Annotated in this window: 23 protein-coding genes; 13 read left to right on the top strand and 10 right to left on the bottom strand. The window is 64.4% G+C overall.

Features of this window, described 5'->3' with window-relative positions; translation table 11 throughout:
- Positions 1–30: 30 nt before the first annotated feature.
- Together ACP2YP_RS04015 and ACP2YP_RS04010 are read right to left on the bottom strand one after the other, a co-directional pair.
- Positions 31–600 carry a DUF2147 domain-containing protein gene (locus ACP2YP_RS04015; RefSeq protein WP_426422438.1) on the bottom strand — a complete coding sequence of 190 codons (570 nt, stop codon included), beginning with the start codon at positions 598–600 and terminating at the stop codon, positions 31–33.
- Between the two features lie 277 nt (positions 601–877).
- Positions 878–1,510 (bottom strand): TetR/AcrR family transcriptional regulator, encoded by a 633-nt coding sequence (locus tag ACP2YP_RS04010; RefSeq protein ID WP_426422437.1) that lies wholly within the window; start codon positions 1,508–1,510, stop codon positions 878–880.
- 216 nt (positions 1,511–1,726) lie between these two features.
- Between ACP2YP_RS04010 and ACP2YP_RS04005 the strand changes: the two genes are divergently transcribed.
- The 4 genes from ACP2YP_RS04005 (at position 1,727) to ACP2YP_RS03990 (ending at position 6,914) form a co-directional block, all read left to right on the top strand.
- Entirely contained in the window at positions 1,727–3,277 is a 1,551-nt protein-coding gene (locus ACP2YP_RS04005; RefSeq protein WP_426422435.1) for an ABC transporter substrate-binding protein, read from the top strand.
- A gap of 207 nt (positions 3,278–3,484) precedes the next feature.
- The gene (locus tag ACP2YP_RS04000; RefSeq protein WP_426422434.1) at positions 3,485–4,456 is read left to right on the top strand and encodes an ABC transporter permease; all 972 of its coding nucleotides are present in this window, start codon (positions 3,485–3,487) and stop codon (positions 4,454–4,456) included.
- Entirely contained in the window at positions 4,453–5,292 is an 840-nt protein-coding gene (locus ACP2YP_RS03995) for an ABC transporter permease (RefSeq protein ID WP_426422432.1), read from the top strand. Before ACP2YP_RS04000 ends, ACP2YP_RS03995 begins: the two co-directional genes overlap by 4 nt.
- A gap of 2 nt (positions 5,293–5,294) precedes the next feature.
- Positions 5,295–6,914 (top strand): ABC transporter ATP-binding protein, encoded by a 1,620-nt coding sequence (locus tag ACP2YP_RS03990; RefSeq protein ID WP_426422430.1) that lies wholly within the window; start codon positions 5,295–5,297, stop codon positions 6,912–6,914.
- 18 nt (positions 6,915–6,932) lie between these two features.
- Here the strand turns inward: ACP2YP_RS03990 and ACP2YP_RS03985 are convergent, their stop codons facing one another.
- Positions 6,933–7,205 carry a hypothetical protein gene (locus tag ACP2YP_RS03985; protein WP_426422428.1) on the bottom strand — a complete coding sequence of 91 codons (273 nt, stop codon included), beginning with the start codon at positions 7,203–7,205 and terminating at the stop codon, positions 6,933–6,935.
- A 365-nt stretch (positions 7,206–7,570) separates the two neighbouring features.
- On the opposite strand from ACP2YP_RS03985, the gene ACP2YP_RS03980 reads away from it, so the two are divergent.
- Positions 7,571–7,744: a hypothetical protein gene (locus ACP2YP_RS03980; protein WP_426422426.1), complete on the top strand. Its 174-nt coding sequence runs from the start codon at positions 7,571–7,573 to the stop codon at positions 7,742–7,744.
- Positions 7,741–7,950 (top strand): hypothetical protein, encoded by a 210-nt coding sequence (locus ACP2YP_RS03975; protein WP_426422424.1) that lies wholly within the window; start codon positions 7,741–7,743, stop codon positions 7,948–7,950. The genes ACP2YP_RS03980 and ACP2YP_RS03975 overlap by 4 nt, the downstream gene beginning before the upstream one ends.
- A 95-nt stretch (positions 7,951–8,045) precedes the next feature.
- Here ACP2YP_RS03975 and ACP2YP_RS03970 read toward each other — a convergent pair whose 3' ends face one another.
- A complete protein-coding gene (locus ACP2YP_RS03970; protein WP_426422423.1) occupies positions 8,046–8,342 on the bottom strand; it encodes a hypothetical protein in 297 nt (98 codons plus the stop codon).
- Positions 8,343–8,566: 224 nt separating this feature from the next.
- On the opposite strand from ACP2YP_RS03970, the gene ACP2YP_RS03965 reads away from it, so the two are divergent.
- The 6 genes from ACP2YP_RS03965 (at position 8,567) to ACP2YP_RS03940 (ending at position 18,820) form a co-directional block, all read left to right on the top strand.
- Positions 8,567–8,887 carry a hypothetical protein gene (locus tag ACP2YP_RS03965; protein ID WP_283048267.1) on the top strand — a complete coding sequence of 107 codons (321 nt, stop codon included), beginning with the start codon at positions 8,567–8,569 and terminating at the stop codon, positions 8,885–8,887.
- 222 nt (positions 8,888–9,109) lie between these two features.
- Complete coding sequence (locus ACP2YP_RS03960) at positions 9,110–9,832, top strand: outer membrane protein (protein ID WP_426422421.1); 723 nt, start codon at positions 9,110–9,112, stop codon at positions 9,830–9,832.
- Between the two features lie 167 nt (positions 9,833–9,999).
- On the top strand, positions 10,000–12,141 hold the full coding sequence (locus tag ACP2YP_RS03955) for a methyl-accepting chemotaxis protein (RefSeq protein WP_426422419.1): 2,142 nt from the start codon (positions 10,000–10,002) through the stop codon (positions 12,139–12,141).
- 132 nt (positions 12,142–12,273) lie between these two features.
- Positions 12,274–13,335 (top strand): MBL fold metallo-hydrolase, encoded by a 1,062-nt coding sequence (locus ACP2YP_RS03950; RefSeq protein WP_426422418.1) that lies wholly within the window; start codon positions 12,274–12,276, stop codon positions 13,333–13,335.
- 362 nt (positions 13,336–13,697) lie between these two features.
- A complete protein-coding gene (gene hemA / locus ACP2YP_RS03945; protein ID WP_426422416.1) occupies positions 13,698–14,927 on the top strand; it encodes a 5-aminolevulinate synthase in 1,230 nt (409 codons plus the stop codon).
- 383 nt (positions 14,928–15,310) lie between these two features.
- Positions 15,311–18,820, top strand: a complete 3,510-nt coding sequence (locus ACP2YP_RS03940) for a PAS domain-containing hybrid sensor histidine kinase/response regulator (protein WP_426422414.1) — start codon at positions 15,311–15,313, stop codon at positions 18,818–18,820.
- A gap of 13 nt (positions 18,821–18,833) precedes the next feature.
- Here the strand turns inward: ACP2YP_RS03940 and ACP2YP_RS03935 are convergent, their stop codons facing one another.
- The 3 genes from ACP2YP_RS03935 to ACP2YP_RS03925 form a co-directional block, all read right to left on the bottom strand.
- Entirely contained in the window at positions 18,834–19,655 is an 822-nt protein-coding gene (locus ACP2YP_RS03935; RefSeq protein ID WP_426422412.1) for an SDR family NAD(P)-dependent oxidoreductase, read from the bottom strand.
- Positions 19,656–19,804: 149 nt separating this feature from the next.
- The gene (locus tag ACP2YP_RS03930) at positions 19,805–20,836 is read right to left on the bottom strand and encodes an alpha/beta fold hydrolase (protein WP_426422411.1); all 1,032 of its coding nucleotides are present in this window, start codon (positions 20,834–20,836) and stop codon (positions 19,805–19,807) included.
- 1,177 nt (positions 20,837–22,013) lie between these two features.
- A complete protein-coding gene (locus ACP2YP_RS03925) occupies positions 22,014–22,685 on the bottom strand; it encodes a response regulator transcription factor (protein WP_426422409.1) in 672 nt (223 codons plus the stop codon).
- 345 nt (positions 22,686–23,030) lie between these two features.
- On the opposite strand from ACP2YP_RS03925, the gene ACP2YP_RS03920 reads away from it, so the two are divergent.
- Positions 23,031–24,656 carry an MFS transporter gene (locus ACP2YP_RS03920; protein WP_426422407.1) on the top strand — a complete coding sequence of 542 codons (1,626 nt, stop codon included), beginning with the start codon at positions 23,031–23,033 and terminating at the stop codon, positions 24,654–24,656.
- Between the two features lie 55 nt (positions 24,657–24,711).
- On the opposite strand, the gene ACP2YP_RS03915 is transcribed toward ACP2YP_RS03920, so the two are convergent.
- The 3 genes from ACP2YP_RS03915 to ACP2YP_RS03905 all read right to left on the bottom strand — a co-directional run bounded on the left by ACP2YP_RS03915 (position 24,712) and on the right by ACP2YP_RS03905 (position 25,787).
- Entirely contained in the window at positions 24,712–25,185 is a 474-nt protein-coding gene (locus tag ACP2YP_RS03915; protein WP_426422405.1) for a secondary thiamine-phosphate synthase enzyme YjbQ, read from the bottom strand.
- Between the two features lie 217 nt (positions 25,186–25,402).
- Positions 25,403–25,558: a hypothetical protein gene (locus tag ACP2YP_RS03910; protein ID WP_426422403.1), complete on the bottom strand. Its 156-nt coding sequence runs from the start codon at positions 25,556–25,558 to the stop codon at positions 25,403–25,405.
- A gap of 115 nt (positions 25,559–25,673) precedes the next feature.
- On the bottom strand, positions 25,674–25,787 hold the full coding sequence (locus ACP2YP_RS03905; RefSeq protein WP_426426464.1) for a transposase: 114 nt from the start codon (positions 25,785–25,787) through the stop codon (positions 25,674–25,676).
- Between the last annotated feature and the right edge of the window lie 2 nt (positions 25,788–25,789).

Raw genomic sequence — 25,789 nt, 5'->3', positions numbered from 1 at the left:
ACCCGGGTGAGCTGTCAAAAATGCCGTCGGCTACTTCGCCTTGGTCTGGATCGGCTTCGGCGGCGGCACTTGCGCCCATTCCTTGTCCGCACGGGGACCATTGAGATCGCCGGTGAGACCGATGAGCTGGCCGGGCTGTGCGTCGAGGGTCTGCTGCCAGGTCTGGGTCTGGCACAACAGCTTGATCAGGCATCCCTTGAGCTTGAGGCGGTCGGCGGATTCGCGCCACAGCGAGACCGAATAGAACTTGCCGTCCTCGGCATTGTGGATGTCGCCGGCGAACCGGCCATCGGTCGTCGCCTGCAGGCCCATGATCAACTGGTGGCCGAGTAGCGCGCGGGCGCGCTTGTCGGGGTCGGGATTTTCCTTGTCGCGATGAGGCTGGCCGCGCTTGTCGGCCGGCTCCTTCATCCAGACGATGAAGCCGCAGATGCGGTCGCGCGTCGGTCCGCAGCGCTCGAGCCTGATGCGGGCGCGGCCGTCTTCGACGAGCCAGGTGCCGCTGGGATCGGTGGGCGCGACGGCGCCGGCGCGGCCACCCAAAATCATCATCACGACGGTGATGACGACTCGCAGCACGAAGCGAAAGACAAAGTTCATCAGCGGCTCCTTTCGTTGGGAGGATCTAGAAACTCCTCTTGCGGCTTGTCGAACGGCAAAGGCGACCGCAGCCACGTTTGGGACCAGACGCGGCTGCGGCGCTCACCTTTGCCAGCCCAAGGCTTCGTCCGGGGCCATGTCAGTTGCCTTGGGCCGCCTCAGTGTTTCCACTTATAAACCGACCAGGCGGTTTGTAAATTACAAAAATGACCGCCCTGACGCATTTGGCCGCAGATGCGGTTTAGGCAGCGCCTGGTTGGCGGTTGTTAACGTTGAATCAGGCGCGCTTGCGCGGCGTTGCGGCCTTTGCCGCCGGCGCCGCCTTGACGGCACGCTGCCTGACGGGCTTTTCCAGCGCATTCCACTGGCTATCGTCCATCAGACGCTTGAACAGCCGCTGATGCTCGTCCTTGCCAAGCGGCGACATGCCGAACAGCCCGCTCAACAATAATCCCCTCGCCGCCGCCCAGCGCAACAGAGCGAGATCCGGGTCACTCGCCTCGGCCTTGATGGCCTCGATGATCTCGACATCGGCCGCACGCGGCAGTTCCATCAGGCTGGGATCCTCGACCATTGCCGCGAGCAGGCCGAGCGCTGCCGAATTCGGCTGGATGCTCGCCTCCCGCACAGTCGCGAGCTGCGCAGCCAGTTCGGGCTGGTCCGAAACTTCACGCGCCGTCGCCATATAGCGAGTGGTGAACTCCGCGAAATGCGTCATCTGCCGCTCCAGCAGCGCCTTCAGCACCGCCTGCTTGGTGCGGAACTGGTGCATCACGCCGCCCTTGCTCAGGCCGCTCTCGCGCGCGATCGCGTCGAGCGTCAGCCGGCCGGGCCCGTCGCGCGCAATGATGGCAAGCGCCGCATCGAGTGCAGCATTGCGGGATCGTTCGGAGCGTGTGGCGTTGTCCATGGCGGACTTGTCTCCGTGACAAGACAATGAATCAAGTGAAAACAGGACGCGCTGTACATTTTTTGTGCGAACACTGTCGAGACTTTCATCTTGCGGCGCGGAATGGGACTGTGTGAGCCTCGATGGTGGATGGGGACTGGGATGGGCCGGCCGTCGCTTCGCGCGCGAGGACGTCGCGAAGCGTTGACGGCTGGTCTCGCTTGAGAAAGATACGACATGTCGAAACGAGTGTTGCTTGGTCTCCTCCTGGCTTGCGGCCTCACGGCCTCGGCGCTGGCGCAAGAGCCGAAGACGGGGGGTGTGATCAATGCGGTGATCCAGCCCGAGCCGCCCGGCCTGATGCTTGCGATGATCCAGAACGGTCCGACCCAGATGGTGTCGGGCAACATCTTCGAGGGCTTGCTGCGTTACAGCCCCAAGCTCGAGCCGCTGCCGGAGCTCGCCGAAAGCTGGAGCGTCAGCGAGGACGCCAAGACCTACACCTTCAAGCTCAGGAAGGGCGTCACCTGGCATGACGGCAAGCCCTTCAGCGCAGCCGACGTGCTGTTCTCGGTCGAGATGCTGAAGCAGACCCACGCGCGCGCCCGCAACAACCTCGCGCAGGTCGACAAGGTCGAAGCGCCCGACGATTACACTGTCGTCTTCACGCTGAAGCAGCCGTTCGGCCCGTTCCTCGGCATCTTCGAGGTCGGCTCGATGCCGATGGTGCCGAAACATCTCTATGAAGGTACCGACTGGAAGACCAATCCCTACAACAACGCGCCTGTTGGCACCGGCCCCTTCATGTTCAAGGAATGGCAGAAAGGCTCGTTCATTCGGCTGGTCAAGAACCCGAACTATTACGAGAAGGGCAAGCCCTATATCGACGAGATCTACTGGCAGATCATTCCCGACGCCGCCGCGCGTTCGGTGGCTTATGAGACCGGCAAGGTCGACGTGCTGCCCGGCGGCTCGGTCGAGAATTTCGACGTGCCGCGGCTGTCCAAGCTGAAGGACACCTGCGTCACCGGCGCGGGCTGGGAGTTCTTCTCGCCGCTAGCCTGGCTGTGGCTGAACAACCGCCAGGGGCCGCTCGCGGACAAACGGGTGCGGCAAGCGGTGATGTACGCGATCGACCGCGACTTCGCCAAGGACGTGATCTGGAACGGGCTCGGCAAGGTCGCGACCGGTCCCTCGGCCTCGACCATCAAATACTACACCGACGACGTGCCGAAATACCCTTATGACCCGGCCAAGGCCAAGGCGCTGCTGAAGGAGGCCGGCTACAAGGGCGAGAAGATCCGCATCCTGCCGCTCGCCTATGGCGAGACCTGGCAGCGCTGGGGTGAAGCGGTGAAGCAGAACCTCATGGACGTCGGCATGAACATCGAGACGATCTCGACCGACGTTGCCGGCGGCAACCAGAAGATCGGCGACTGGGATTACGACATCGCCTTCACCTATCTCTACCAGTACGGCGATCCCGCACTCGGGGTAGGGCGCAACTACGTCTCCAGCGCCATTGCCAAGGGGCAGGTGTTCAACAACGTCGAGGGCTACTCCAACCCCGAGATCGACAAGCTGTTCGCCGACGGCGCGGTCGCGACGCCGGACTCCAAGCGCAAGGAAATCTACGAGAAGGCGCAGAAGATCCTGGTCGAGGATGTGCCGGTGGCCTGGATGCTCGAGCTGCAATTCCCGACCATCACCCGCTGCAAGGTCAAGAACCTGATCACCACGGGGATCGGGGTCAATGACGGCTTCAAGGACGCATGGCTCGACAAGTGAGAGCGCTCTCGACTTCACCTCTCCCCGCATGCGGGGAGAGGTCGACGCGCTCGCAGAGCGCGGCGGGTGAGGGGGTACAGGTCCATCGGCATTCTCACGCATGGAGAGAGGCCCCTCACCCCAACCCTCTCCCCGCAAGAGCGGGGCGAGGGAGCCCACTGCCCAAGTGGCCAAAGGTCACGTCACACCATATGAACCTCCAATAAGATGCTCTCCTTCGTCACCCAGCGTGTCGTGAAGGGCGTGATCGTCCTGCTCGCGATCGTCGTCCTCAATTTCTTCCTGATCCGGCTTGCGCCCGGCGACCCCGCTGTCGTGATGGCGGGCGAGGCCGGCGCCAGCGACCAGGTCTTCGTCCAGCAGCTCCGGGAAAAGTTCGGTCTCGACAAGCCGCTGCCCGAGCAGCTCTTCATCTACGTCAAGGGCATCGCGACCCTCGACCTCGGCTTCTCCTTCCGCCAGCAGGCACCGGTGTCGAAGCTGATCCTGGAGCGGCTGCCGGCGACGCTGCTATTGACGCTGACCGCGTTCGCGATCTCGCTCGCGCTCGGTGTTCTCTTCGGCACCTTCGCCGCGCGCTTTGCCGGAACCTTCCTCGACACCGCAATCACCATCTTCGCGCTGATCTTCTACGCCATGCCTATCTTCTGGGTGGCGCTGATGGGAATCCTGTTGTTCTCGGTCACGGTCGACTGGCTGCCGAGCTTCGGTTACGAGACGGTCGGCGCCAACCTGACCGGCTTTGCCCATGTGGTCGACGTCGCAAAGCACCTGATCATGCCGGCGATGACGCTCGGCCTTTTCTTCATGGCGACCTACACCCGCATGACGCGTGCCTCGATGCTGGAGGTGAAGCGGCTCGACTTCGTCAAGACCGCGCGCGCCAAGGGCCTCTCCGACGCGGTGATCCAGCGCCGCCATGTGTTGCGCAACGCGCTGCTTCCCGTCGTCACGCTCGCCGGCGTCCATGCCGGCACGCTGATCGGCGGCGCCGTCATCACCGAGACCGTGTTCGCCTGGCCCGGCATCGGGCGGCTGATGTACGACGCGCTGCTGCAGCGCGACTACAATCTGCTGCTCGGCGTCTTCGTGACCTGCTCGGTCATGGTGCTGATCTTCAACCTCATCACCGACCTCGTCTATCGCCTGGTCGACCCACGCATTGAATTCGCCGCATGAAACAGTTCTGGAAATCGATGCTGAAGAGCCCGAGCGGCGTCGTCGGGCTCGTCATCCTTCTGCTTGCCATCTCGGTCGCGGTGTTCGGGCCGTTGCTGTTCCCGAACTCGCCCTGGCGCATGGTGCAGCGCCCGTTCCTGCCGCCGTTCACGCTCTCGACCGTACCGCTCGGCACCGACGCACTCGGCCGCGACGTGTTCGCCGGCCTGATTTTTGGCGCACGCGTCTCCTTGCTTGTCGGGCTCGTCTCGACGCTGGTCGCACTCGTCGTCGGCGTTCCCATCGGCGCCATGGCGGGCTATTTCGGCGGCAAGGTCGATGATGCCCTGATGCGCTTCACCGAGTTCTTCCAGACCATTCCGAGCTTCGCCCTCGCGATCGTGCTGGTGGCGATCCTGCAGCCGTCGATCTATTCGATCGTGGCCTCGATCGCAGTGGTGAGCTGGCCGCCGGTCGCGCGCCTCGTCCGCGGCGAGGTGCTGTCGCTGCGCACGCGCGAATATGTCCAGGCCGCCGTGGTCACCGGTCAGAGCAACACCTGGATCATCCTGCGCGAGATTCTGCCCAACGCACTGTCGCCGGTGATCGTGCTGGCCTCGCTGATGGTGGCGACCGCGATCCTGCTGGAATCCTCGCTGTCCTTCCTCGGCCTCGGCGATCCCAACCTGATCTCCTGGGGCTACATGGTCGGCGCCGGCCGCACCGTGATCCGCCAGGCCTGGTGGATCACGGTGTTTCCCGGCGTCGCGATCCTGATCTCGGTGCTCGGGCTGAACCTGATCGGCGAAGGCCTCAACGACGCGCTCAATCCGCGCCTGTCGCGAGAAGGACGCTGATGATGACCGCCCCGCCAGCCGTCTCCATCAAGAACTTGCGGATCGCGCTGCCCAAGGGCGCCGAGCGTCCCTTCGCCGTCGACGGCGTCTCGCTCGATTTGCGGCCCGGCAAGATCGTCTGCGTCGTCGGCGAATCCGGCTCCGGCAAGTCGATGTGCGCGCATGCGCTGATGGGTCTCTTGCCCGACACGGTGTCGGTCACGTCAGGCGAGATCCAGTTCGAAGGCCGCGACCTGCTCAAGCTCGATGATGACGGCTGGCGCGACCTGCGCGGCCGGCGTCTCGCGATGATCTTCCAGGAGCCGATGACCGCGCTCAATCCCTTGATGCGGATCGGCGACCAGATGGCGGAGATGTTCGAGGCCCACGGCCTGCACACGCCCAGGGAACGGCGCGCCAAGGCGCTGTCGCTGGCGCGCGAGGTCGGCCTGCCCGACCCCGAACGCATCGTGCGCGCCTATCCGCACCAACTCTCCGGCGGCCAGCGCCAGCGCGCCATGATCGCGATGGCGCTCGCGCTCGAGCCGGCCGTGCTGGTCGCGGACGAGCCGACCACCGCGCTCGACGTGACAACACAAGCGCAGATCCTGAAGCTGATCCGCAACCTCCAGCGCAACCGCAACATGGCGGTGATGTTCATCACCCATGACTTTGGTGTCGTCGCCGATATCGCCGATCAGGTCGTGGTGCTCAGGCACGGCAAGGTCGTCGAGGAAGGCCCTGCTAGCTCCGTCTTCAACGAACCACAGCATGATTACACCAAGGCGCTGCTCGCCGCCGTGCCGTCGATGCACCCGCCGGCGCGTAAACCGCTCGACGACCAGGCCAGGGCCGTCGAGGTGATCGGGCTGGACAAGACCTACGTCACATCGGGCGGTTGGTTTCGCGAGGACCGCCGCGTCGATGCCGCGCGCGCGGTCAATTTCAACATCCTCAAGGGCGAGACGCTCGGCCTCGTCGGCGAATCCGGCTCCGGCAAATCGTCGGTGGCACGCCTCGTCATGCGACTGATCGAAGCCGATCGCGGTACAGTGCGGATCGGCGACACCGATCTCACACAGCTTTCGGGCAAGGCGCTGCGCGCCGAGCGCCATCGCATCCAGATGATCTTTCAGGATCCGTTCGCCTCGCTCAATCCGCGCCGCAAGATCGGCCACATCATCGCCGATGGCCCGATCGCGGCCGGCACCGAGCCGAAAGTGGCATTCGACCGCGCCCGCGATCTCCTGAAGATGGTCGGACTTGATGCCGGCGCGCTCGAGCGCTATCCGCATGAATTCTCCGGCGGCCAGCGCCAGCGCATCGGCATTGCGCGCGCACTCGCGCTCGAGCCCGAAATCATCGTCGCCGACGAAGCCGTCTCCGCGCTCGATGTCTCAGTTCAGGCGCAGGTGCTGAGATTGCTTGAGGACCTCAAGGCACGCCTTGGCTTGTCGATGCTGTTCATCACCCATGATCTGCGCGTCGCCGCGCAAATCTGCGACCGCATCGCCGTGATGCAGCGTGGCGCCATCGTCGAGCTGAAGCCGACCGCGCAGCTCTTCGCCGCACCGGAACATCCCTACACACGCGAGTTGCTCGCGGCCGTGCCGGGACAGAACGAACGTGCGCCGGCAGCGTGAGGCAGCCGATCGCGGTTGCTACTTGGCGGACGGGTTGGTGTTGTTCCAGGTGGGGACTGAGTTGGTCACGCCGACCGAGGGCCGGTTATACGTTCCGATCGACGGTGCCGTAACGGTCCCGACAGTCTGTCCGGAGCTTCCATAAGCCGCGCCTTGCGTTGCAGGCGCCCCGAAGCTTCCGCTCTGGCTGCTTTGCGTGCCCGCCGCGGACGTCTGCGCGCTTGCAGCGAATGGCGCGGCCACCAAACCGAGAGCGATGAGTGCAGCAGCGCAGCGTTTCGTTCTTATCATGACTGATCCTTTTTCGGTCGCTGTCCCTCAGCCGCGTCGGGCGTCGCTGGTCGAGCCGACCGTGCACTGAGCAGACTTACAACGCCACACGCGCGAAGATGTGCCGCAACACGCCATACTGCGGGTCCTGACAATCCATCACGATGCTGCGACGAGCGACTCCGGCCGGGCGCCAGTGAGCGCGCCGGCGGCATGAGGCGGGCGCTTCGCTCCGGTATCCCCGTCCCGCCTCCGCAACGGAGCGGTCACGGGCTTTTTATCTCGCGTGACCGAACTCCTGGCTGCAAACCTGAATTCCGCACCCCACATCTGCTTTGAATGATTATCATCATGTGATGATAGTTCGCCGATCGAGCGGAGCCGACATGGGCCAGGTTATTCAGTTTGTCTCGAAGTCCGAGCGCGAGCGCGTTCGCCTCATCCAGGAGGCGCGCGCGATCTATGACAGCATTTTTCCGCCAGTTGATCCGGTCGGCGAACAGCAGGACGAGGCGACGATCAGCCGCGCGGCCGGCCGCGGCGTGGGAAATCCGGCGTGATCAAGATCATCGCTGTGCTCTGCAGCCTCGCCTCGCCGTCGAATTGCCACGAGCAGATCGTCACCTCGTCGGACTTCGCCGAGGTCTCGATGCAGTCCTGCATGATGGGCGCGCCGCAGCTCGCCGAATGGATGAACCAGCATCCGGCCGAAAGGCTGGCAGGATGGCGTTGCGTGATCGGCCAACAGGGCGGCCGGGGAGCCTAGGGTAACACTCGCGTTCTTATCGCCGGTCTTGACCCAACAATCCATCTTCCGAAGGGAAGCGCGGACGGGTGACGCACGCGGCGATCAAGCCTATCTCACCGCGGGTTGGTATTGCTCCAGGTCGGGACTGCGTTGGTCACGCCGACCGACGGCCAATTATACGTTCCGATCGATGGCGCCGTGACCGTTCCGATCGACTGTCCCGAGCTTCCGTAAGTCCTGGGCTGCGTCGCGGTCACTGCAGAGCTTCCGTAGGTTGGGGCCAGCACGGTCGTGCTGGTGTGCCTGCCAGTCTGCCTGCTGGATCTGTGCCCCTTCGCTTCGGCAGCGAAGGGCGCCGCCACCAGCCCGACAGCGATAAGTGCCGCAATAGCAAGCCTGGTTCTTGTCATGACCGATCCTCTCGTTACCTGCCCCCGTCTCACAAGTCGTTCTTTGGCCAGACTGTTTCAATACACGAGAGGCTTACAACTCCGTGTACCTCGGCATGTACGGGAGCGCAGGCAACTGCGCGATCAGGGCCGCCGCGGACGGCTATCACGATCATGCCCGCCTTCGGATGGACCCGAATCAGCGCTACTGCATTCACCTCGACGACTTCGCGTATTGAGGTGACATGACCGGCCCCGAACTGAAGCAACTCCGCGCCGACCTCTCCGACGCCATCGAACGCAAGCTCACCGCGGCCGACATGGCGAAACTGTGTGCCTTGCCGGAGAAGGGCGGTGCCGACACGATCCGGCGCTGGGAGGTAAGCGGGCCGACGCTGGCCGCGACCAAGGTGCTGCGCGTGCTCGCGATGGCGAGCGAGCGCTATCCGATCCTGGAGAAGTTCGACATCTTCGATCGCCACGACGTGCGCGTGGAGGATCGGCCAGCGAAGCGCGCGGCCTTCCGCGCGCAGATGCGCGACGAGGTGCTGCGGCGTCTTGGTTAACGAAACGCGCGCACAGATTACCGGACGGCGCGCGAATTAAGCCTTCCTTCACCACTTCTTAAGCCGACATTAATCACGAAAATCATTTGGCGTCCAATACGTTAGGTTGGGTGCCGCTGTGCCATGCATGTGACAGCATTTTCGTCAAAAGCGAGCTATCTGCAAAACCAACGCGGCGCGGACAGCGCGCTTGCCGGGGACCTTAGTGTTGGAGTTAGGACTATGAAGAAGATTCTGTTTGCGACCGTTGCGCTGCTCGCATTGGGCGCGTCTGCGCCCGCCATCGGTGCCGATCTCGGCGCCCGCCCCTATTACAACAAGGCGCCGGCCTATGCCGCGCCGATCTACAACTGGACCGGCTTCTATATCGGCGCACATGTCGGCGGCGCGTTCTCGAGCGACAACAATTTCAACGGCCTCTCCACCGGCAACAACGGCAACGGCCGTTTCCTCGGCGGCCTGCAGGCCGGTGCGGATTGGCAGGTCAACCCGAACTTCGTGGTCGGCGCCGAAGCCCAGTATTCCTGGCTTTCCGGCAGTGTCGGCGCGGTATTTCCGGGCGGCGTGGCCTACACCAACGACCAGCGCGGCCTCGGCTCGATCACCGGTCGCGTCGGCTACACCTGGGGCCCGGGCCTGGTCTACGTGAAGGGCGGCTACGCCTATTCCGACAACAACGAGAAGGTGACGGTCGGAGGCGTGCCGTCCGGCTTCATCATCACTGGCGATCACCGCAACGGCTACACTGTCGGTGCCGGCCTCGAGTACATGTTCGCGCCGAACTGGTCGGCCAAGGCCGAGTACCAGTACTACAATTTCGGCGACGCGCACTTCACCGCGGGTCCGCTGGTCGGCACCGGCAACTTCACCACCGACGACCACACCTTCAAGGCGGGCCTCAACTACCGCTTCAACTGGGCGAGCCCGATGGCCGCGCGCTACTGATCGCGCCTTCCAAAGTCTCTTCGCTATCAAGGGCCGGCATCATTGCCGGCCCTTTCTCTTTCGCTCTGCGGAACTGGCCAAGCGATTGTGCAACTTGCGATTTTTTAACCCGCAGCAGGGATACTCCGCAGCGAAAACATAAGATTGCGGGTGTGGGGGAATTTTCGATGGAGATCCGTCTCAGCGTCGGCCGTTTCAAACCTCGTTTCAAAATGCCGAAATGGGGCCTGCGCGGCAGCCTGTTCGCGGCCTTCGCGGTGATCGCGGGCATGGGCCTCGTGATCGCGGCCGGCGCCGGCTTCGTGTTCAAGCATCTCGGCTCGACCATGATGGACCTGAGCGGCCGCGACATCCTGCGCCTTTCCGCCAGCCTTCAGCTTGCCTCGCAGAGTGCGACGCTCGCGGCGCAGGGTCCGGGTCTGCTCGCATCGCCGTCCGACGAGGCGCTGGCTGAGCGCACCAAGAAGGTTCAGGAAATCCAGCAACGGGCCATGGCCAAGGTCGGCGAGATCATCGAGCTCGGCGCCGACAAACAGGTCGCCAGCGCGCTCGGCGAGACCGTCAAGAGCATCGATGATGCCACCAAGAGCTTGGTGTCGGCGGCGAAGGAGCGCCTCGACACGATCGCGCTGCATGACAAGCAATACGAGGCGCTGCGCAAGGCGCAGCTCGCCTTCGTCGGCGCAGCCAACCCTGCAATGCTGGATACCCAGACACGGCTGAGCGCAATCCTGGCATCGACGAACGTGTCGCCAGACGACGCCATGGAGGCGGTCCGCTCCGTTGGTCAGATCAGCACGGTTCTTGCCAACGGAAATTTGATGGCCGCTGACATGATGGCCGCGTTGTCCGCCAACTCCAGCGACATGCTGGAGACGATCGAGCACGAATTCAAGGCGGTCCGCGACCGCGTCAAGTGGAACTTGGAGGACCTGCCCGACAATCCCGCAACCACTGCGGTGAAGGGCGCAATGCAGAAATTGCAGACCTTCGGCGAGGGCAAGACCGGCGTGTTCAAGATCCGCCAGAAGGAGCTCGATTCCATCGACTACGGCCAGACCATCCTGGACGAGACCCGCAAGCTCAATGTCGGCCTCGGCATCAGCGTGCAGGCGCTCGTCGACGGCGTGCAGAAGGAGACCAACGCGTCGACCTTCCAGGCGCGCCAGGAGATCTCGCTCGCCACCACCGCAATGCTGGCGCTCGGCGGGCTCACCTTGATCGGCTCGGCGCTGTTCGTCTGGCTCTATGTCGGCCGCAACATCCTGCGCCGCATCCGTGAGCTTCAGCGCGCCATGCAGCTGCTCTCGGCCGGCGATCTCGACACCGAGATCGTCCGCTCCCGGCAGAACGATGAGATCGGTGCGATGAAGGAAACGCTGACGGTGTTCCGCGACAGCATGATCGAAGCCCGGGCGCTCGCGAGCGAGCAGGACAAGGACCGTGTCGCCAAGGCCGAGCGTGCCGCGCATATGGAAGCCAAGATCGCGGAGTTCGAGGGCACGGTGCGCACCGCGCTCGACAATCTCGCGCAATCGGCCAATTCGATGCAGGCGACCGCGCAGAGCATGTCGACCACTGCCGACCAGTCCAATGCGCTGGTGAACGCAGTTGCCTCCGCCGCCGAGGAAACCTCGGTCAACGTGCAGACCGTGTCGTCGGGCACCGAGCAGCTGTCGTCCTCGATCGAGGAGATCTCAAAGCAGGTCGTCACCTCGGCTGCGATCGCCAAGAAGGCGGTGGATGAGGCCGGCGCCACCGACGCCACGGTGCAGAGCCTTGCCGACAGCGCGAGCCGCATCAGCGTCGTGGTCGACCTGATCCAGACGATTGCGTCGCAGACCAATTTGCTCGCACTCAACGCCACCATCGAGGCGGCGCGGGCGGGCGAGGCCGGCCGCGGCTTCGCGGTGGTTGCTTCCGAGGTGAAGAGTCTCGCCAGCCAGACCGCGAAGGCGACGGAGGAGATCCGAACCCAGATCGCAAGCATGCAGCAGGTCACGACCTCTGCCGTCGGCGCCATCCAGGGCATCGGCCGGATCATCGGCGAGATCGACAACGTCACGACGACGATCGCGGCTGCAGTCGAGGAGCAGGGCGCGGCGACCCGCGAGATCGCCCGCAACATCCAGCATGCGGCCGGCGGCACCAGCGAAGTCTCCAGCAACATCGTCGGCGTTTCCACGGCTTCGGCCGAAGCCGGTGCCGCGGCCACGGAAGTGCTGAGTGCATCGGACGCACTCCGCCGCGAGGCCGACATGCTGCGTGGAGAGATCGACGCGTTCCTCAACAACATGCGGGCGGCATAACCCGGCGCGTAGCCCGGATCGAGCGAAGCGTAATCCGAGCTACGGAAAACTACGCGGAATGACCGCCATGCAGGCGGGCCGCGCGTCCTTTTTCGGCTGGCGCCCCGCCCGCGCTGGGTTTAAGCCGGTAGCATGAACGCAAAAAACGACACCGTGCAGTCCTCGGCCGAGGCCTTGCGCTATCCCTGGGAACAGCATCCCGGCCCCGAAGAGGTCGTGGAAGTCAGGCCCGGCGTATTGTGGGCGCGGCTGAAGCTGCCGTTCCGCCTCAACCATGTGAACATCTATCTGCTCGCCGACGGCGACGGCTATGCGATGGTCGATGCCGGCTTCGGCAACGAGGAGACGATCGAGGCCTGGACAAAGCTGTTCGAAGGGCCGTTGAAGGGCGTCAACATTACGCGCCTCATCGTCACCCACTCGCACCCCGATCATGTCGGCCTTGCTGGATGGATCGTCGAGCGGTTCAACTGTCCGCTGGTGATGTCGCAGGTCGAATATCTGCAGTCGGTCTATCACCAGAACCGGGGCACCGAGGAGCGGCGCGAGGCGCAGCGGCTGTTCTTCCGCCGCCACGGCATGGACGAGTCGCTCACCGAAAAGCTGCTCGGCCGCGGCCAGGATTATCTCAAGCGTGTCTCGGTGCTGCCGCCGTCCTACCGCCGCATCGCGCATGGCGACGAGGTCGTAATCGGCACGCGCCGCTTCAAGGTGATCACCGGCGGAGGGCACGCGCTCGACCAGGTGATGCTGTATTGCGCCGACGACAAGCTGTTCCTCTCCGCCGACCAGGTGCTGAGCAAGATCTCGCCGAACGTCAGCGTGTGGGCTGTCGAGCCCGACCAGAACTCGCTCGGCGAATATCTCGCCTCGCTCGCGAGCCTCACCACCACTCTGCCCTATGATCTGCTGGTGCTGCCCGGCCACGGCGTACCGTTCTACGGACTGAAGACCCGCATCAAGCAGCTCGCCGACCACCATGAGGAGCGCTGCCGCCTGATCGCGGAAGCCTGCCGCGAGGTGCCGCAGACCTCGCGCGCGCTTGTGCCGGTCGTGTTCAACAAGCACGTGCTCGACGAGCACCAGATGGGTTTTGCGGCCGGCGAACTCGTGGCCCACGTCAACTACATGATTGTCGAGGGACGGCTGACCGCCGAGACCAAGGACGGCGTGCTCCAGTTCAGCACGACGTAAGGCGTTGTCTTCGCCTCGCCCCGCTTGCGGGGAGAGGCCGACGCGCCCCGAGCGATGCGAAGCATCGTCTCGCGCGCGGCGGGTGAGGGGGGACTCTCCGCGAGTCCAATTCTCACCGTCCCTGTCGAGACTCCCCCTCACCCCGACCCTCTCCCCGCAAGCGGGGCGAGGGAGCAGATAGATGGTGCAGAGCAGCATTAAAGGTCGCGCGGACTTGATCGGGATCAAGTTTCAAATCGCACGATAGGGCATTTTGCCCAAATGCCCCTCACGGCCAAATGTGGGATAGCGCATGGACATTAGAGTTCGAAAAGCTCTAAGTAGATGCACATTTTTGGTCAGTTCCGTCCCAGGTTGCACCGATGGATTACGCCCAGTTCTTCAATTCCGCCCTCGATCGCCTCCATACCGAGCGCCGTTATCGCGTGTTCGCCGATCTGGAGCGCACGGCGGGCCGGTTCCCGCATGCGGTCTGGCACTCGCCGAAGGGCAAGCGCGACGTCGTGATCTGGTGCTCCAACGATTACCTCGGCATGGGCCAGCACCCGAAAGTGGTCGGCGCCATGGTCGAGACCGCGACCCGCGTCGGCACCGGCGCAGGTGGCACCCGCAACATCGCCGGCACGCATCATCCGCTGGTGCAGCTCGAGGCCGAGCTCGCCGACCTCCATGGCAAGGAAGCGGCGCTGCTGTTCACCTCGGGCTACGTCTCGAACCAGACCGGCATCGCCACCATCGCAAAGCTCATTCCGAATTGCCTGATCCTGTCGGACGAGCTCAACCACAATTCGATGATCGAGGGCATCCGGCAGTCCGGCTGCGAGCGGCAAGTGTTCCGCCATAACGATCTCGCCGATCTCGAAGCGCTGCTGAAGGCGGCCGGTCCGAACCGGCCGAAGCTGATCGCCTGCGAGAGCCTCTATTCCATGGACGGCGACGTCGCCCCGCTCGCCAAAATCTGCGACCTAGCCGAAAAATATGGCGCGATGACCTATGTCGACGAGGTTCATGCCGTCGGCATGTACGGTCCGCGCGGCGGCGGCATTGCCGAGCGTGACGGCGTCATGCATCGCATCGACATTCTCGAAGGCACGCTGGCCAAGGCGTTCGGCTGCCTCGGCGGCTATATCGCCGCCAACGGCCAGATCATCGACGCGGTGCGCTCCTATGCCCCGGGCTTCATCTTCACCACCGCGCTGCCGCCGGCGATCTGCTCGGCCGCGACCGCCGCGATCAAGCATCTGAAGACCTCGAGCTGGGAGCGCGAGCGCCACCAGGACCGCGCCGCGCGCGTCAAGGCGATCCTCAATGCCGCCGGCCTGCCCGTCATGTCGAACGACACGCACATCGTGCCGCTGTTCGTCGGCAATCCCGAGAAGTGCAAGCAGGCCTCGGACATGCTGCTCGAAGATCATGGCATCTACATCCAGCCGATCAACTATCCGACCGTCGCCAAGGGCACCGAGCGCCTACGCATCACGCCCTCGCCCTATCACGACGACGGCCTGATCGATCAGCTCGCCGAAGCCCTGTTGCAGGTCTGGGACCGCCTCGGCCTGCCGCTACGCGAGAAGTCGCTGGCGGCGGAGTAGGCGTTTTCGCCGCTCCTTAAATCTACCCCCTCCCCAGCCCTCCCCCGCAAGGGGGGAGGGAGCGAGACGGTTGTGCCTCCCTCACGTTGATCTGCCGTCCGGCGTTGTCCCGTCCTTGTTGCCACAAGTAAGGCTCTCACCGTTCCCTCCCCCCTTGCGACCCCTTGCGGGGGAGGGTCAGGGAGGGGGGTGCCGCACGGGGACTCTCTCGTTAGCCTCAAGCCCCCGGCTTAACGCCAACCCCAGTTCCCGTCCCGGCCCGGCATTTCGCTGTCGCCTCTACCCGCCCAACGCGCTAGATTTGCAAGCGAAAATGAGAGCGGGCGCGGCCGGCGCCTTGAGAAGATCGGGCGCTACCGCGCCATGGGAGAAGCACGCTCGCCATGCTGCACGACTGGGGCGTGATCGCTGCCGCCTTCGGCTATATCGGCTTCCTGTTCCTGGTGGCGAGCCATGGCGACCGCCGCTCGCCGGCCGGCCACGGCCGCGCGTCCGGGCTGATCTATCCGCTGTCGCTGGCGATCTACTGCACCTCCTGGACCTTCTTCGGCTCGGTCGGCTTCGCCACCCGCACCTCGACCGATTTCCTCGCGATCTATGTCGGCCCGATCTTGATGATCGGCCTCGGCGCCGGCGTGCTCCGCCGCGTGATCCAGCTCGCGAAAGCGCACAACATCACCTCGATCGCCGACTTCATCGGCGCGCGCTACGGCAAGAGCCAGGCGGTGGCGGCAACCGTGGCGCTGATCGCGATCATCGGCTCGGTGCCCTACATCGCCCTCCAGCTCAAGGCGGTCGCCTCCTCGCTCGAAGTCATCCTGAGCGAGGACCAGGCGTTCTCCCACATCCCGATCCTGGGCGACATGGCGCTGATGGTGACGCTGGCGATGGCGGCCTTTGCGGTGCTGTTCGGCACGCGGCACACCGACGCCACCGAGCATCAGCACGGCCTGATGCTGGCGGTCGCGACCGAATCCACCATCAAGCTGGTCGCGTTCCTCACCGCCGGCATCTTCGTCACGTTCTGGATGTTCTCGCCGCACGAATTGATCGAGCGCGCGATGAAGACGCCGGAGGCGGTGCGCGCCATCGACTACTCGCCGTCGATCGGCAACTTTCTGACCATGACGCTGCTGTCGCTGTGCGCGATCATGCTGCTGCCGCGCCAGTTTCATGTCAGCGTGGTGGAGAATTCCTCGGATGCCGAGGTCAGCCGCGCGCGCTGGCTTTTCCCGCTCTATCTCGTCGCCATCAATGTGTTCGTGATCCCGATCGCGCTCGCCGGCCTCGTCAGTTTCCCGTTCGGCGCAATCGACCCTGATATGTACGTGCTGGCCTTACCGATCGAGGGCGGCGCGGGACTTCTCAGCGTCGCCGTCTTCGTCGGCGGCCTGTCGGCGGCCACCGCGATGGTGATCGTCGAATGCGTCGCGCTCTCCATCATGGTCTCGAACGACCTCGTGGTGCCGCTGGTCCTGCAACGACGCCCTGACGGCCGCGCCGGCGCCACCGATTTCGGCGACTTCCTGCTGCGCTCGCGGCGGCTTGCGATCTTCGCCATCATGGTGATGGCCTATTTCTACTATCGCGCGCTTGGCAACACCCAGCTCGCGGCGATCGGCCTGTTGTCCTTTGCCGCCATCGCGCAGCTCGCGCCCGCCTTCTTCGGCGGCCTGTTGTGGCGGCGCGCCACCGCGCGCGGCGCCATCGGCGGCATGATGGTCGGCTTCGCGGTGTGGCTCTACACGCTGTTCATACCAAGCTTCATGGATTCCTCGACCGCAGGAATCTTGCTGCTCCAGCACGGCCCGTTCGGCATCGAGGCGCTGCGGCCGCAAGCGCTGTTCGGCGCCGACCTGCCGCCGCTGATGCACGGCGTGGTCTGGTCGCTGTCGCTCAACATCCTCACTTACGTGCTGTTGTCGCTGGCGCGGCAACCCTCGTCCATCGAGCTGGTGCAGGCCGATCTGTTTGTGCCCAACACACTCGCCCCGATCGCCCCGAATTTCCGCCGCTGGCGCACCACCATCACGGTGCAGGACATCCGGACCACGGTCGCGCAATATCTCGGGCCCGATCGCGCCCGGCAATCGTTCGAAGCGTTCTCGGCACGGCGCAATATGCGACTGGAATCCGGAGCGCCCGCCGATTTCGAGCTGCTGCAGCACGCCGAGCACCTGATCGCCTCGTCAATCGGGGCTGCGTCCTCACGCCTCGTGATGTCGCTGCTGCTGCGCAAGCGCACGGTCTCCGCGAAAGCCGCGCTGAAGCTGCTCGACGATTCCCATGCGGCACTGCATTTCAATCGCGAGATCCTACAGACCGCGCTCAACCATGTGCGCCAGGGCATTGCGGTGTTCGACGCCGACCTGCAGCTGATCTGCTCCAACCGGCAATTCGGCGATCTGCTCAACGTACCCCCGCATTTCATCCAGTTCGGCACGCCGCTGCGCGAGATCTTGGAGTTCATGGGCGTCAGCGATCCCACAGATCATACCGACCGCGAGGCGATGATCGAGCAGCGGCTCGTGGCCTACACCACCGACAGCGAGCCCTATCTCGAACGCCTGCCGGAACGCCACATGGTGATCGAGGTGCTCACCAACCGCATGCCCGGCGGCGGCTTCGTCATCACCTTTACCGACGTCACGCCGACCTTCGAGGCGGCGGAAGCGCTGGAGCGCGCCAATGCGACGCTGGAAAAGCGCGTGCGCGACCGCACCGAGGAGCTGACGCGGCTGAACTCCGAGCTGGCGCGGGCCAAGAGCAGTGCGGAGGACGCCAGCATCTCCAAGACGCGCTTCCTCGCGGCCGCCAGCCACGACATTCTCCAGCCGCTGAATGCGGCGCGGCTCTATGTCACGAGCCTGGTCGAGCGTCAGCACAATGGCGAGGAGACGCGGCTGGTCGAGAACATCGACGAATCGCTGCAAGCCATCGAGGAAATCCTCGGCGCGCTGCTCGACATCTCCAGGCTCGATGCCGGCGCGATGACGACCTCGATCTCGAGCTTCAAGATGGCCGATCTGATGCGCTCGCTGGAGATCGAGTTCGCACCGATCGCACTTGCCAAGCGCCTCGACCTCACCTTCGTGCCCTGCTCGCTGCCGGTCGAGTCGGACCGGCTGCTGCTGCGACGCCTGCTGCAGAACCTGATCTCCAATGCGATCAAATACACGCCGCGCGGCCGCGTGCTGGTCGGCTGCCGCCGCCGCGGCGCCGCGCTCAAGATCTGCGTCTACGACACCGGCGTCGGCATTCCCGCGGCCAAACGCGGCGAGATCTTCAAGGAATTCCACCGCCTGGAGCAGGGCGCGCGGATCGCGCGCGGCCTGGGGCTGGGACTCTCGATCGTCGAGCGGCTGGCGCGCGTGCTCAACCACGGCATCGCCATCCACGCCAATGCGAGCGGCGGCTCGCTGTTCTCCGTGACGGTCCCGACGGCGAAAGCCGTGACGCTCACTGCGGCGGTGACCAGCGCGACACCGCTGGCGCGCACGCCGATCTCGGGCGCGCTGATCGTCTGCATCGAGAACGACGCTGCGATCCTCGACGGCATGCGCACGCTGTTGAAGGCCTGGGATGCCGAGGTGATCGCAGTCGCCGATCCCGAAGGCGCGATATCAGCGATCGAAGCCGCCGGTCGACGCGTGACCGGCCTGCTCGTCGACTATCACCTCGACCGCGGCAACGGCATTGCCGCCATCCGCGAGATCCGCCGCCGCTTCGGCGACACCATCCCCGCGATTCTGATTACCGCCGATCGCAGCCCCGCCGTGCAAATGGCCGCCCGCGATGAAAAGATCGCGGTACTGAACAAGCCGGTGAAGCCGGCGTCGCTGCGCGCCCTGCTCGGGCAATGGCGCACGCAGCAGATGGTGGCGGCGGAGTGAGACGTTCCGCCGATCAATGGTCTGTCGAGACGCTTAGCGCGCGCCATCTCTCCAGCTCGTCGAGCCGTTGCCGATCCGTCGCCGCGATCGCGTTCACGGCGTCGCTGCCGAGCGCGATCCGCAGAGGGGGACGATCCATGCCGACGAGTTGCAGAACGACGGCGGCGGCCTTGGCGGGATCGCCTGGCTGATGGCCATCGTAATCGCGCTGCATCCTGACGGCGGCGCCCACGACCGCGTCGTATTCCGCGCGGCCTTCGTCCGTGTCATGTGCGGCCTGGGCAAAGCCCGTCCGGAAGCCGCCGGGCTCGACGATCGTGACATGCACGCCGATCAACGCCATCTCGCGTGCCAGGGATTCCGAGAATCCCTCGATCCCCCATTTCGCAGCCGAATAGGCCGCACGGGCTGGCGCGCCGATCCGTCCGCCGACCGAGGAGAACTGCACGATGTGCCCGCGGCGCTGACGGCGCAGCACAGGGATCGCCGCCTTCGTCACGATGATGGTTCCGATCAGATTGGCGTCGATCTGCTGACGGAATGAGTCCAGGCTGGTGTCCTCGACCGATCCGAGCTCGCCATAGCCCGCGTTGTTCACGACCACATCGACACCGCCGAACGCCTCGACAGCCAGGCTGATCGCGGCTTGCGCGGCCGCCTCATCGGTGACGTCGAGCCGCGCGAGCCGCAGCTTCTCGCCAAAGCGCTCAAGCAGCGGTTCGAGCGGCCCGAGATTGCGGGCCGTTGCAACCACTTGGTCTCCCGCCACGAGCGCAGCTTCCGTGATGGCACGGCCAAGCCCGCGCGAGCTGCCGCTGATGAACCATGTCTTCAAGGTGAGGCCTCCGGATCGTCTCAGGGCGCGAGCCGCGTGAGGACGTAGTCGTGGCCCCTTGGCACGGGCCTCATGACAGGCAAAGTAGGTGCGGTGCTGCGCCTCGTCAACCGGCTTGCCGTTGATGAAGCGGGGTCTTGAACCGGCGCTTAGGCGCCGCCGTCGGCATCAATGACGGCCTTGGCAAAGGCTTGCGGCGCTTCCTGCGGCAAATTGTGACCGATGCCACCGGTGATCAGGCGATAGTCGTAGCGGCCGGAGAACCTCTTGGCGTAGGCGCTGGGATCGGGGTGCGGCGCGCCGTTGGCATCGCCTTCCATCGTGATGGTCGGCACGTCGATGACCGGAGTTGCCGCAAGCTTCTTCTCGATCTCCTCGTATTTCGCCTCGCCCTTGGCGAGCCCGAGCCGCCAGCGGTAATTGTGGATCGTGATCGCGACATGATCCTTGTTCTCGAAGGCCTTGGCACTACGATCGAAGGTGGCGTCGTCGAACTTCCACTGCGGCGAGGCCAGCTTCCAGATCAGCTTTGCGAAATCATGCGTGTATTTCTCGTAGCCGGCGCGGCCGCGCTCGGTCGCGAAATAGAACTGGTACCACCATTGCAGCTCGGCTGCCGGCGGCAGCGGCGCGTTGCCGGCGGCCTGGCTGGAGATCAGATAGCCGCTGACCGAGATCAGCGCGCGACAGCGTTCCGGCCACAGCGCCGCGATGATATCGGCGGTGCGCGCGCCCCAGTCGAAGCCGGCAACAACCGCCTTCTTGATGTCCAGCGCATCCATCAGCGCGATGATGTCGGAGGCGAGCGCGGCCGGCTCGCCGTTGCGCATCGTCTCGCCGGAGAGGAAGTTGGTCGAACCATAGCCGCGCAGATAGGGGATGATGACGCGATAGCCGGCCTGCGCCAGGATCGGCGCGACGTCGACGAAGCTGTGAATGTCGTAAGGCCAGCCGTGGAGCAGGATCGCCACCGGGCCGCTCGCGGGGCCGACTTCGGCGTAGCCGACATTCAGCACCCCGGCATTGATCTGCTTGATCGTGCCGAAGGATGCGTTGGTTGCAGAGGATCGCGGCGCCTCGGTTTCGGCGCGCGCGAGGTCGATTACGCCGAGGCCTGCGGCAACGGTCCCGGCGGCCACGCCGAGGAACTGGCGGCGATGCTGGTCGATAATCTGTGTCATGGTCCTGGTACCTCGTTGATGGTTGTCGAAGTTGTCAGACCAGATCGACGGCGACGTCGATGTTGCCGCGAACGGCCCTGGAATGGGGACAAGCCTTGTGTGCATCACTGACTATCAGTGGCTGAGCTCAGACGCCCGTTTGGAGTTGTGAGAAGTTGTGAGGCCGGCTGAGAACCTCGTTGGGAGGCCTGCAAGCGTGGTCTGCTTCCGGGCCAAAGCGGCTTTGTTGATGGCTGTCCGGGCTCACAACAAGCAAGATTTCGTGATGATCGAGCCGGCCGGGATCGCGGCAGTAACACTGTTGTTCGGGCAACCGGGATGCCATTGTCGCAAGGAAGCTGGCGATGGATCACACACGCTCTCTCCACGTCGTCACTGCGAGCGCAGCGAAGCAATCCAGAATGCCTCCGCGAAAAGACTCTGGATTGCTTCGCTGCGCTCGCAATGACGGAGTAAGGGGCGACGTCGCCATTCTCCAACAGACATTTCAACTCGCAGACACACCTTCTCGCAGACACACCTTCGCGTTCTCGCGGCGCATTTCGCCCGAGTTTTGCTGTTCGCTTCGCGCCCTCAGAACTAAGGGCGCAGGGAAGGCCGGGTGCCGGCTGGCACCCACGGTCCGCTGTGCGCTTGTAGCGCAAGGAAGAACTGCACAGCGGCATACAGGTGGTGCCGAACACACGGCCTTCCCTGCGCGATGGTCGGACGGCTTATGCCGTGCTCTCCCGGGAGCCGAGTTCCTTCTGGCCTCCCTTGCCCCACGGAATTCGCCGACACCGCGCCGGTTGGCGCCAGTGCCGCCTCCGCGAAGAGCTTGACCGTAGCGACGACGGCCAGGACCACACGGTTTTGCCGTACGCAAGCTCCCCGCTTAGCCCAAGGGCTTGGCAGGCATTGAGCGCCGTTCGTACAACGCGGCTTGCAAGCGGCTCACGAGACTCGGCTCAATCCACTGCCCCGCCCTGCCACTCGCATCCGCGACGGCGCCGCTCGCGTCCACCGCAACCCGATCCGCGGCTCGTGACGACGTACGACCGCCCCTTTTCGCCGGATCAGGATGGGCGATACATACGACAAATCCGAATTTCGGTAAAGTGGAATATTTTGATGCGCGCCGGTTGACCCAGCGCTTGCATGTTTTGCCCATCGGGCAGCGCAAGGGATTGTGGCAGGCCTACCCCATGGGTGTGCTCTGCTTCCACTGGCCGCCGGCGATTCGGGCGGCGGCGATTACCGCCTGGGTCCGGCTCTCGACGCCGAGCTTTTGCAGGATCGCGGAGACATGCGCCTTGATGGTCGCCTCGGAGACGCCGAGCTCGTAGGCGATCTGCTTGTTCAGCAGCCCCTCGGACAGCATCATCAACACCCGGACCTGCTGCGGGGTCAGCGTCACCAGACGGTCGCGCAGGCGCGTCATGTCGGGATCGGTGGCGGCCGTCAGGTCGGTATCGGCGGGAACCCAGACGTCGCCCTCCATCACCTTGAGGATGGCGTCACGCAGCGTCTCGACGCCGAACCGCTTCGGGATGAAGCCGGAGGCGCCGAAATCGAGCGAACGGCGAATCGTGGCGCTGTCGTCGGAGGCCGAGACGATCACCACCGGGATCGCCGGGTATTGCGCACGCAGATAGATCAGGCCGGAAAAGCCGGAGATGCCGGGCATCGACAGGTCGAGCAGGACCAGGTCGACCTCGGAGGTTTGCTCCAGCAGTTTCGTCAAATCCTCGAACGATCCGGCCTCGTCGATCTTCGCCGTGCTCAGGACACTCGCCACCGCCTGCCGCAGTGCATCGCGGAACAGCGGATGGTCATCGGCAATGACGAGATGGGTGGAGGGAGCGCTCATCGATCTCTTGCTGGGGTTCGTCAGCCGGGCCAGTAGTCCAGACCGGCGCCATGGTCAATTCTTCCCCGGCCGGCCGTGGCATGCAAGGGCACATTATTCCTTTGCGGGAAAGCGGTTAATGCGCAGCCGAGTGCCGCACTGCGGCACTATAGATCCGCTCCGCCAGTTGCGTGCCAGTGCGCAAGGCCGAAAGTCGTATTGGGGCGGGTTTCACGCCGATGTTATTTTGGGGGCAAGACCCAGGTTGATCCGGCATGCCCGGACAGGCGGGACGCGAGGAAACGAAATTCGGGGAGCGAACGCAACATGTCGACAATGGCTGTCTCTCAAACACGCGCGGGAGGTATGACGAAGGACGAACGTTTCGTCATTCTCGCCTCCTCGCTCGGTACCGTCTTCGAATGGTACGACTTCTATCTCTACGGATCGCTTGCCTCGATCATCGGCGCACAGTTCTTCTCGGCGTATCCGCCGGCTACGCGCGACATCTTCGCGTTGCTGGCATTCGCGGCGGGCTTCCTGGTGCGTCCGTTCGGCGCCATCGTGTTCGGCCGTATCGGCGACATCGTGGGCCGAAAATACACCTTCCTCGTCACCATCCTGATCATGGGTCTTTCGACCTTCATCGTCGGCCTGCTGCCGAGTGCCGCGACGATCGGCTTCGCCGCACCCGTCATCCTGATCGCGCTGCGTCTCGCGCAGGGTCTCGCGCTCGGCGGTGAGTATGGCGGTGCGGCGACCTACGTTGCCGAGCATGCGCCCCACGGCAAGCGCGGCTACTACACGTCCTTCATCCAGACCACCGCAACGCTGGGCCTGTTCCTGTCGCTGCTGGTGATCCTGTTCACCCGCACCGCGACCGGCGAAGCTGACTTCGCGGCATGGGGCTGGCGTATCCCGTTCCTGGTCTCGGTGCTGCTGCTCGGCGTCTCGGTCTGGATCCGGCTGCGCCTCAATGAATCGCCGATCTTCCAGAAGATGAAGGACGAGGGAAAGAGCTCCAAGGCGCCCCTGACGGAAGCCTTCGCCAACTGGCAGAACGGCAAGCTGGTGCTGCTGGCCCTGCTCGGCGGCACCATGGGCCAGGGCGTGGTCTGGTACACCGGCCAGTTCTACGCGCTGTTCTTCCTGCAATCGATCCTGAAGGTCGACGGCTACACAGCCAACCTGCTGATCGCCTGGTCGTTGTTGTTTGGAACCGGCTTCTTCATCGTGTTCGGCATGCTCTCCGACCGGATCGGCCGCAAGCCGATCATCCTCGGCGGCTGCCTGATCGCGGCGCTGACCTTCTTCCCGATCTTCAAGATGATCACCACCAACGCCAACCCGGCGCTGGAGAAGGCGATCGAGCAGACCAAGGTCGAGGTGGTGGCCAATCCCGCGGGCTGCGGCGATCTGTTCAACCCGGTCGGCACCCGCGTCTTCACCTCGCCTTGCGACACCGCCCGCGCGTTCCTGTCGCAGTCGTCGGTCAAGTACTCGACCACCAGCGGCCCGGCCGGCTCGGGCGTCAAGGTTGTCGTCAACGGCAAGGACGTGGCCTACGCCACCGCCAAGGACAGCAACCCGGCGGTACTCGCCGCGGTGCAGGCGGCCGGCTATCCGAAGGCAGGTGACACCGGGATCGTGAAGATGTCGAATCCGTTCGACATCTTCCGCCCACAGGTCGCGGCGATCATCGGCCTGCTGTTCATCCTGGTGATCTTCGTCACCATGGTCTACGGGCCGATCGCGGCGATGCTGGTCGAACTGTTCCCGACCAAGATCCGCTACACCTCGATGTCGCTGCCCTATCACATCGGCAACGGCTGGTTCGGTGGCCTGCTGCCGGCGACCGCATTCGCGATCGTGGCATCGACCGGCGATATCTATGCCGGTCTCTGGTATCCGATCATTTTCGCGGTGGTCACCGCCGTGGTCGGCTTCCTGTTCCTGCCCGAGACCAAGGACGTCGACATCAAGACGACCTGATCGGAAGCAACGATCCATCATCACGAACGGCCGCGGATTCCCGCGGCCGTTTTGTTCATGACGTCGCGCCGATGAATTGCAGCACCATCTCGCGCCGATGCGGGCGGCTGCGGTGCTCGATCAAATAGATCGCCTGCCATGTGCCGAGCGCGAGCTTGCCGTCGAGCACCGGCACATGCAGCGACGTCTGCGTCAGCATGGTCTTGACGTGTGCGGACATGTCGTCGGGCCCCTCGGTGTCGTGGGTCCACCCGGCATTCTCCGGCGCGAGCCGCGAGAGCGCCGTCGTGAGATCGGCGAGCACGGAGGGATCGGCGTTTTCCTGGATTGTCAGCGAGGCCGAGGTGTGGCGGATGAACAGCGTCAGCACGCCGTCGCGGGCGTGAGCCTCAGCGACGAATTTCGCGATCTCACTGGTGAGATCTGTGAAGCCGCGGCCTGATGTCTGTACGGTCAGAAGCGACGATACGATCGTGGTGGCTTGCACTGACGATGGCGCCGAGCGCGTGACGGATTTGGCTGATGTCATGAACGACTCTCGTGATGTCATGAACGACTCTCGTTATGTCGTCCTGGCGAAAGCCAGGACCCATTACCCCAAATGTTCTTGGAGGCGTACGGTGACAACGCGCACCGAGAAAAACAGCAAAGCCGCGGCGTATGGGTCCTGGCTTTCCAGGCTGTGCGAGAAGTCGCATTGTTTGTTGCGACGCTGGGACGATTGCGCGAGAAGCAAAAGTCTACTGTCAGGCCGCAGATGGCGCCAGCGCTCCCAGTAGGGCCGGCGGCACGCCGAGGATGTTGGTCACTCGCTTGATGTTGTAACAGAGGACGCCCAGGGCCAGCTCGGCCTTGGCCTTTTTCAGCCCCTTCACCAGGAAGCGGGGCCGGCCATCAGCCACTTCATGGTCCCGAACGGGTGTTCCACCGTCTCCCGCCGACGCTGCATCCAGATCGGGGCGGCGACGGCCCGCCGGTGCATCGCCTCGCGCGCGTCCTCGTAAAAATGACGCACGATCACCCGTCGCGCCGTGTTTCCGCCTCCAGCCGACGGCTCGCCCGCACCCGGTGCAAATACCCATAAATATCCAGCTTCAAGAGGTCGCCCGGCGCGTAGGGCGGCCGTCCCATAT

The organism is Bradyrhizobium genosp. A (assembly GCF_049949275.1).
GTDB lineage: Bacteria > Pseudomonadota > Alphaproteobacteria > Rhizobiales > Xanthobacteraceae > Bradyrhizobium.
The sequence above is the reverse complement of the archived record's forward strand: the minus strand, read 5'-3'. Positions and strand labels throughout refer to the sequence as shown.

Bases quoted from the DNA above. Each gene is read 5' to 3' on its own strand.
- ACP2YP_RS03930 (WP_426422411.1), bottom strand. From the start codon at position 20,836: ATGACACAGATTATCGACCAGCATCGCCGCCAGTTCCTCGGCGTGGCC.
- hemA (WP_426422416.1), top strand. From the start codon at position 13,698: ATGGATTACGCCCAGTTCTTCAATTCCGCCCTCGATCGCCTCCATACC.
- ACP2YP_RS04005 (WP_426422435.1), top strand. From the start codon at position 1,727: ATGTCGAAACGAGTGTTGCTTGGTCTCCTCCTGGCTTGCGGCCTCACG.
- ACP2YP_RS04010 (WP_426422437.1), bottom strand. From the start codon at position 1,510: ATGGACAACGCCACACGCTCCGAACGATCCCGCAATGCTGCACTCGAT.
- ACP2YP_RS03960 (WP_426422421.1), top strand. From the start codon at position 9,110: ATGAAGAAGATTCTGTTTGCGACCGTTGCGCTGCTCGCATTGGGCGCG.
- ACP2YP_RS03955 (WP_426422419.1), top strand. From the start codon at position 10,000: ATGGAGATCCGTCTCAGCGTCGGCCGTTTCAAACCTCGTTTCAAAATG.
- ACP2YP_RS03940 (WP_426422414.1), top strand. From the start codon at position 15,311: ATGCTGCACGACTGGGGCGTGATCGCTGCCGCCTTCGGCTATATCGGC.
- ACP2YP_RS03920 (WP_426422407.1), top strand. From the start codon at position 23,031: ATGACGAAGGACGAACGTTTCGTCATTCTCGCCTCCTCGCTCGGTACC.
- ACP2YP_RS03925 (WP_426422409.1), bottom strand. From the start codon at position 22,685: ATGAGCGCTCCCTCCACCCATCTCGTCATTGCCGATGACCATCCGCTG.
- ACP2YP_RS03915 (WP_426422405.1), bottom strand. From the start codon at position 25,185: ATGACATCAGCCAAATCCGTCACGCGCTCGGCGCCATCGTCAGTGCAA.
- ACP2YP_RS03980 (WP_426422426.1), top strand. From the start codon at position 7,571: ATGGGCCAGGTTATTCAGTTTGTCTCGAAGTCCGAGCGCGAGCGCGTT.
- ACP2YP_RS03905 (WP_426426464.1), bottom strand. From the start codon at position 25,787: ATGGGACGGCCGCCCTACGCGCCGGGCGACCTCTTGAAGCTGGATATT.
- ACP2YP_RS03995 (WP_426422432.1), top strand. From the start codon at position 4,453: ATGAAACAGTTCTGGAAATCGATGCTGAAGAGCCCGAGCGGCGTCGTC.
- ACP2YP_RS03950 (WP_426422418.1), top strand. From the start codon at position 12,274: ATGAACGCAAAAAACGACACCGTGCAGTCCTCGGCCGAGGCCTTGCGC.
- ACP2YP_RS03990 (WP_426422430.1), top strand. From the start codon at position 5,295: ATGACCGCCCCGCCAGCCGTCTCCATCAAGAACTTGCGGATCGCGCTG.
- ACP2YP_RS03985 (WP_426422428.1), bottom strand. From the start codon at position 7,205: ATGATAAGAACGAAACGCTGCGCTGCTGCACTCATCGCTCTCGGTTTG.
- ACP2YP_RS03970 (WP_426422423.1), bottom strand. From the start codon at position 8,342: ATGACAAGAACCAGGCTTGCTATTGCGGCACTTATCGCTGTCGGGCTG.
- ACP2YP_RS04000 (WP_426422434.1), top strand. From the start codon at position 3,485: ATGCTCTCCTTCGTCACCCAGCGTGTCGTGAAGGGCGTGATCGTCCTG.
- ACP2YP_RS04015 (WP_426422438.1), bottom strand. From the start codon at position 600: ATGAACTTTGTCTTTCGCTTCGTGCTGCGAGTCGTCATCACCGTCGTG.
- ACP2YP_RS03965 (WP_283048267.1), top strand. From the start codon at position 8,567: ATGACCGGCCCCGAACTGAAGCAACTCCGCGCCGACCTCTCCGACGCC.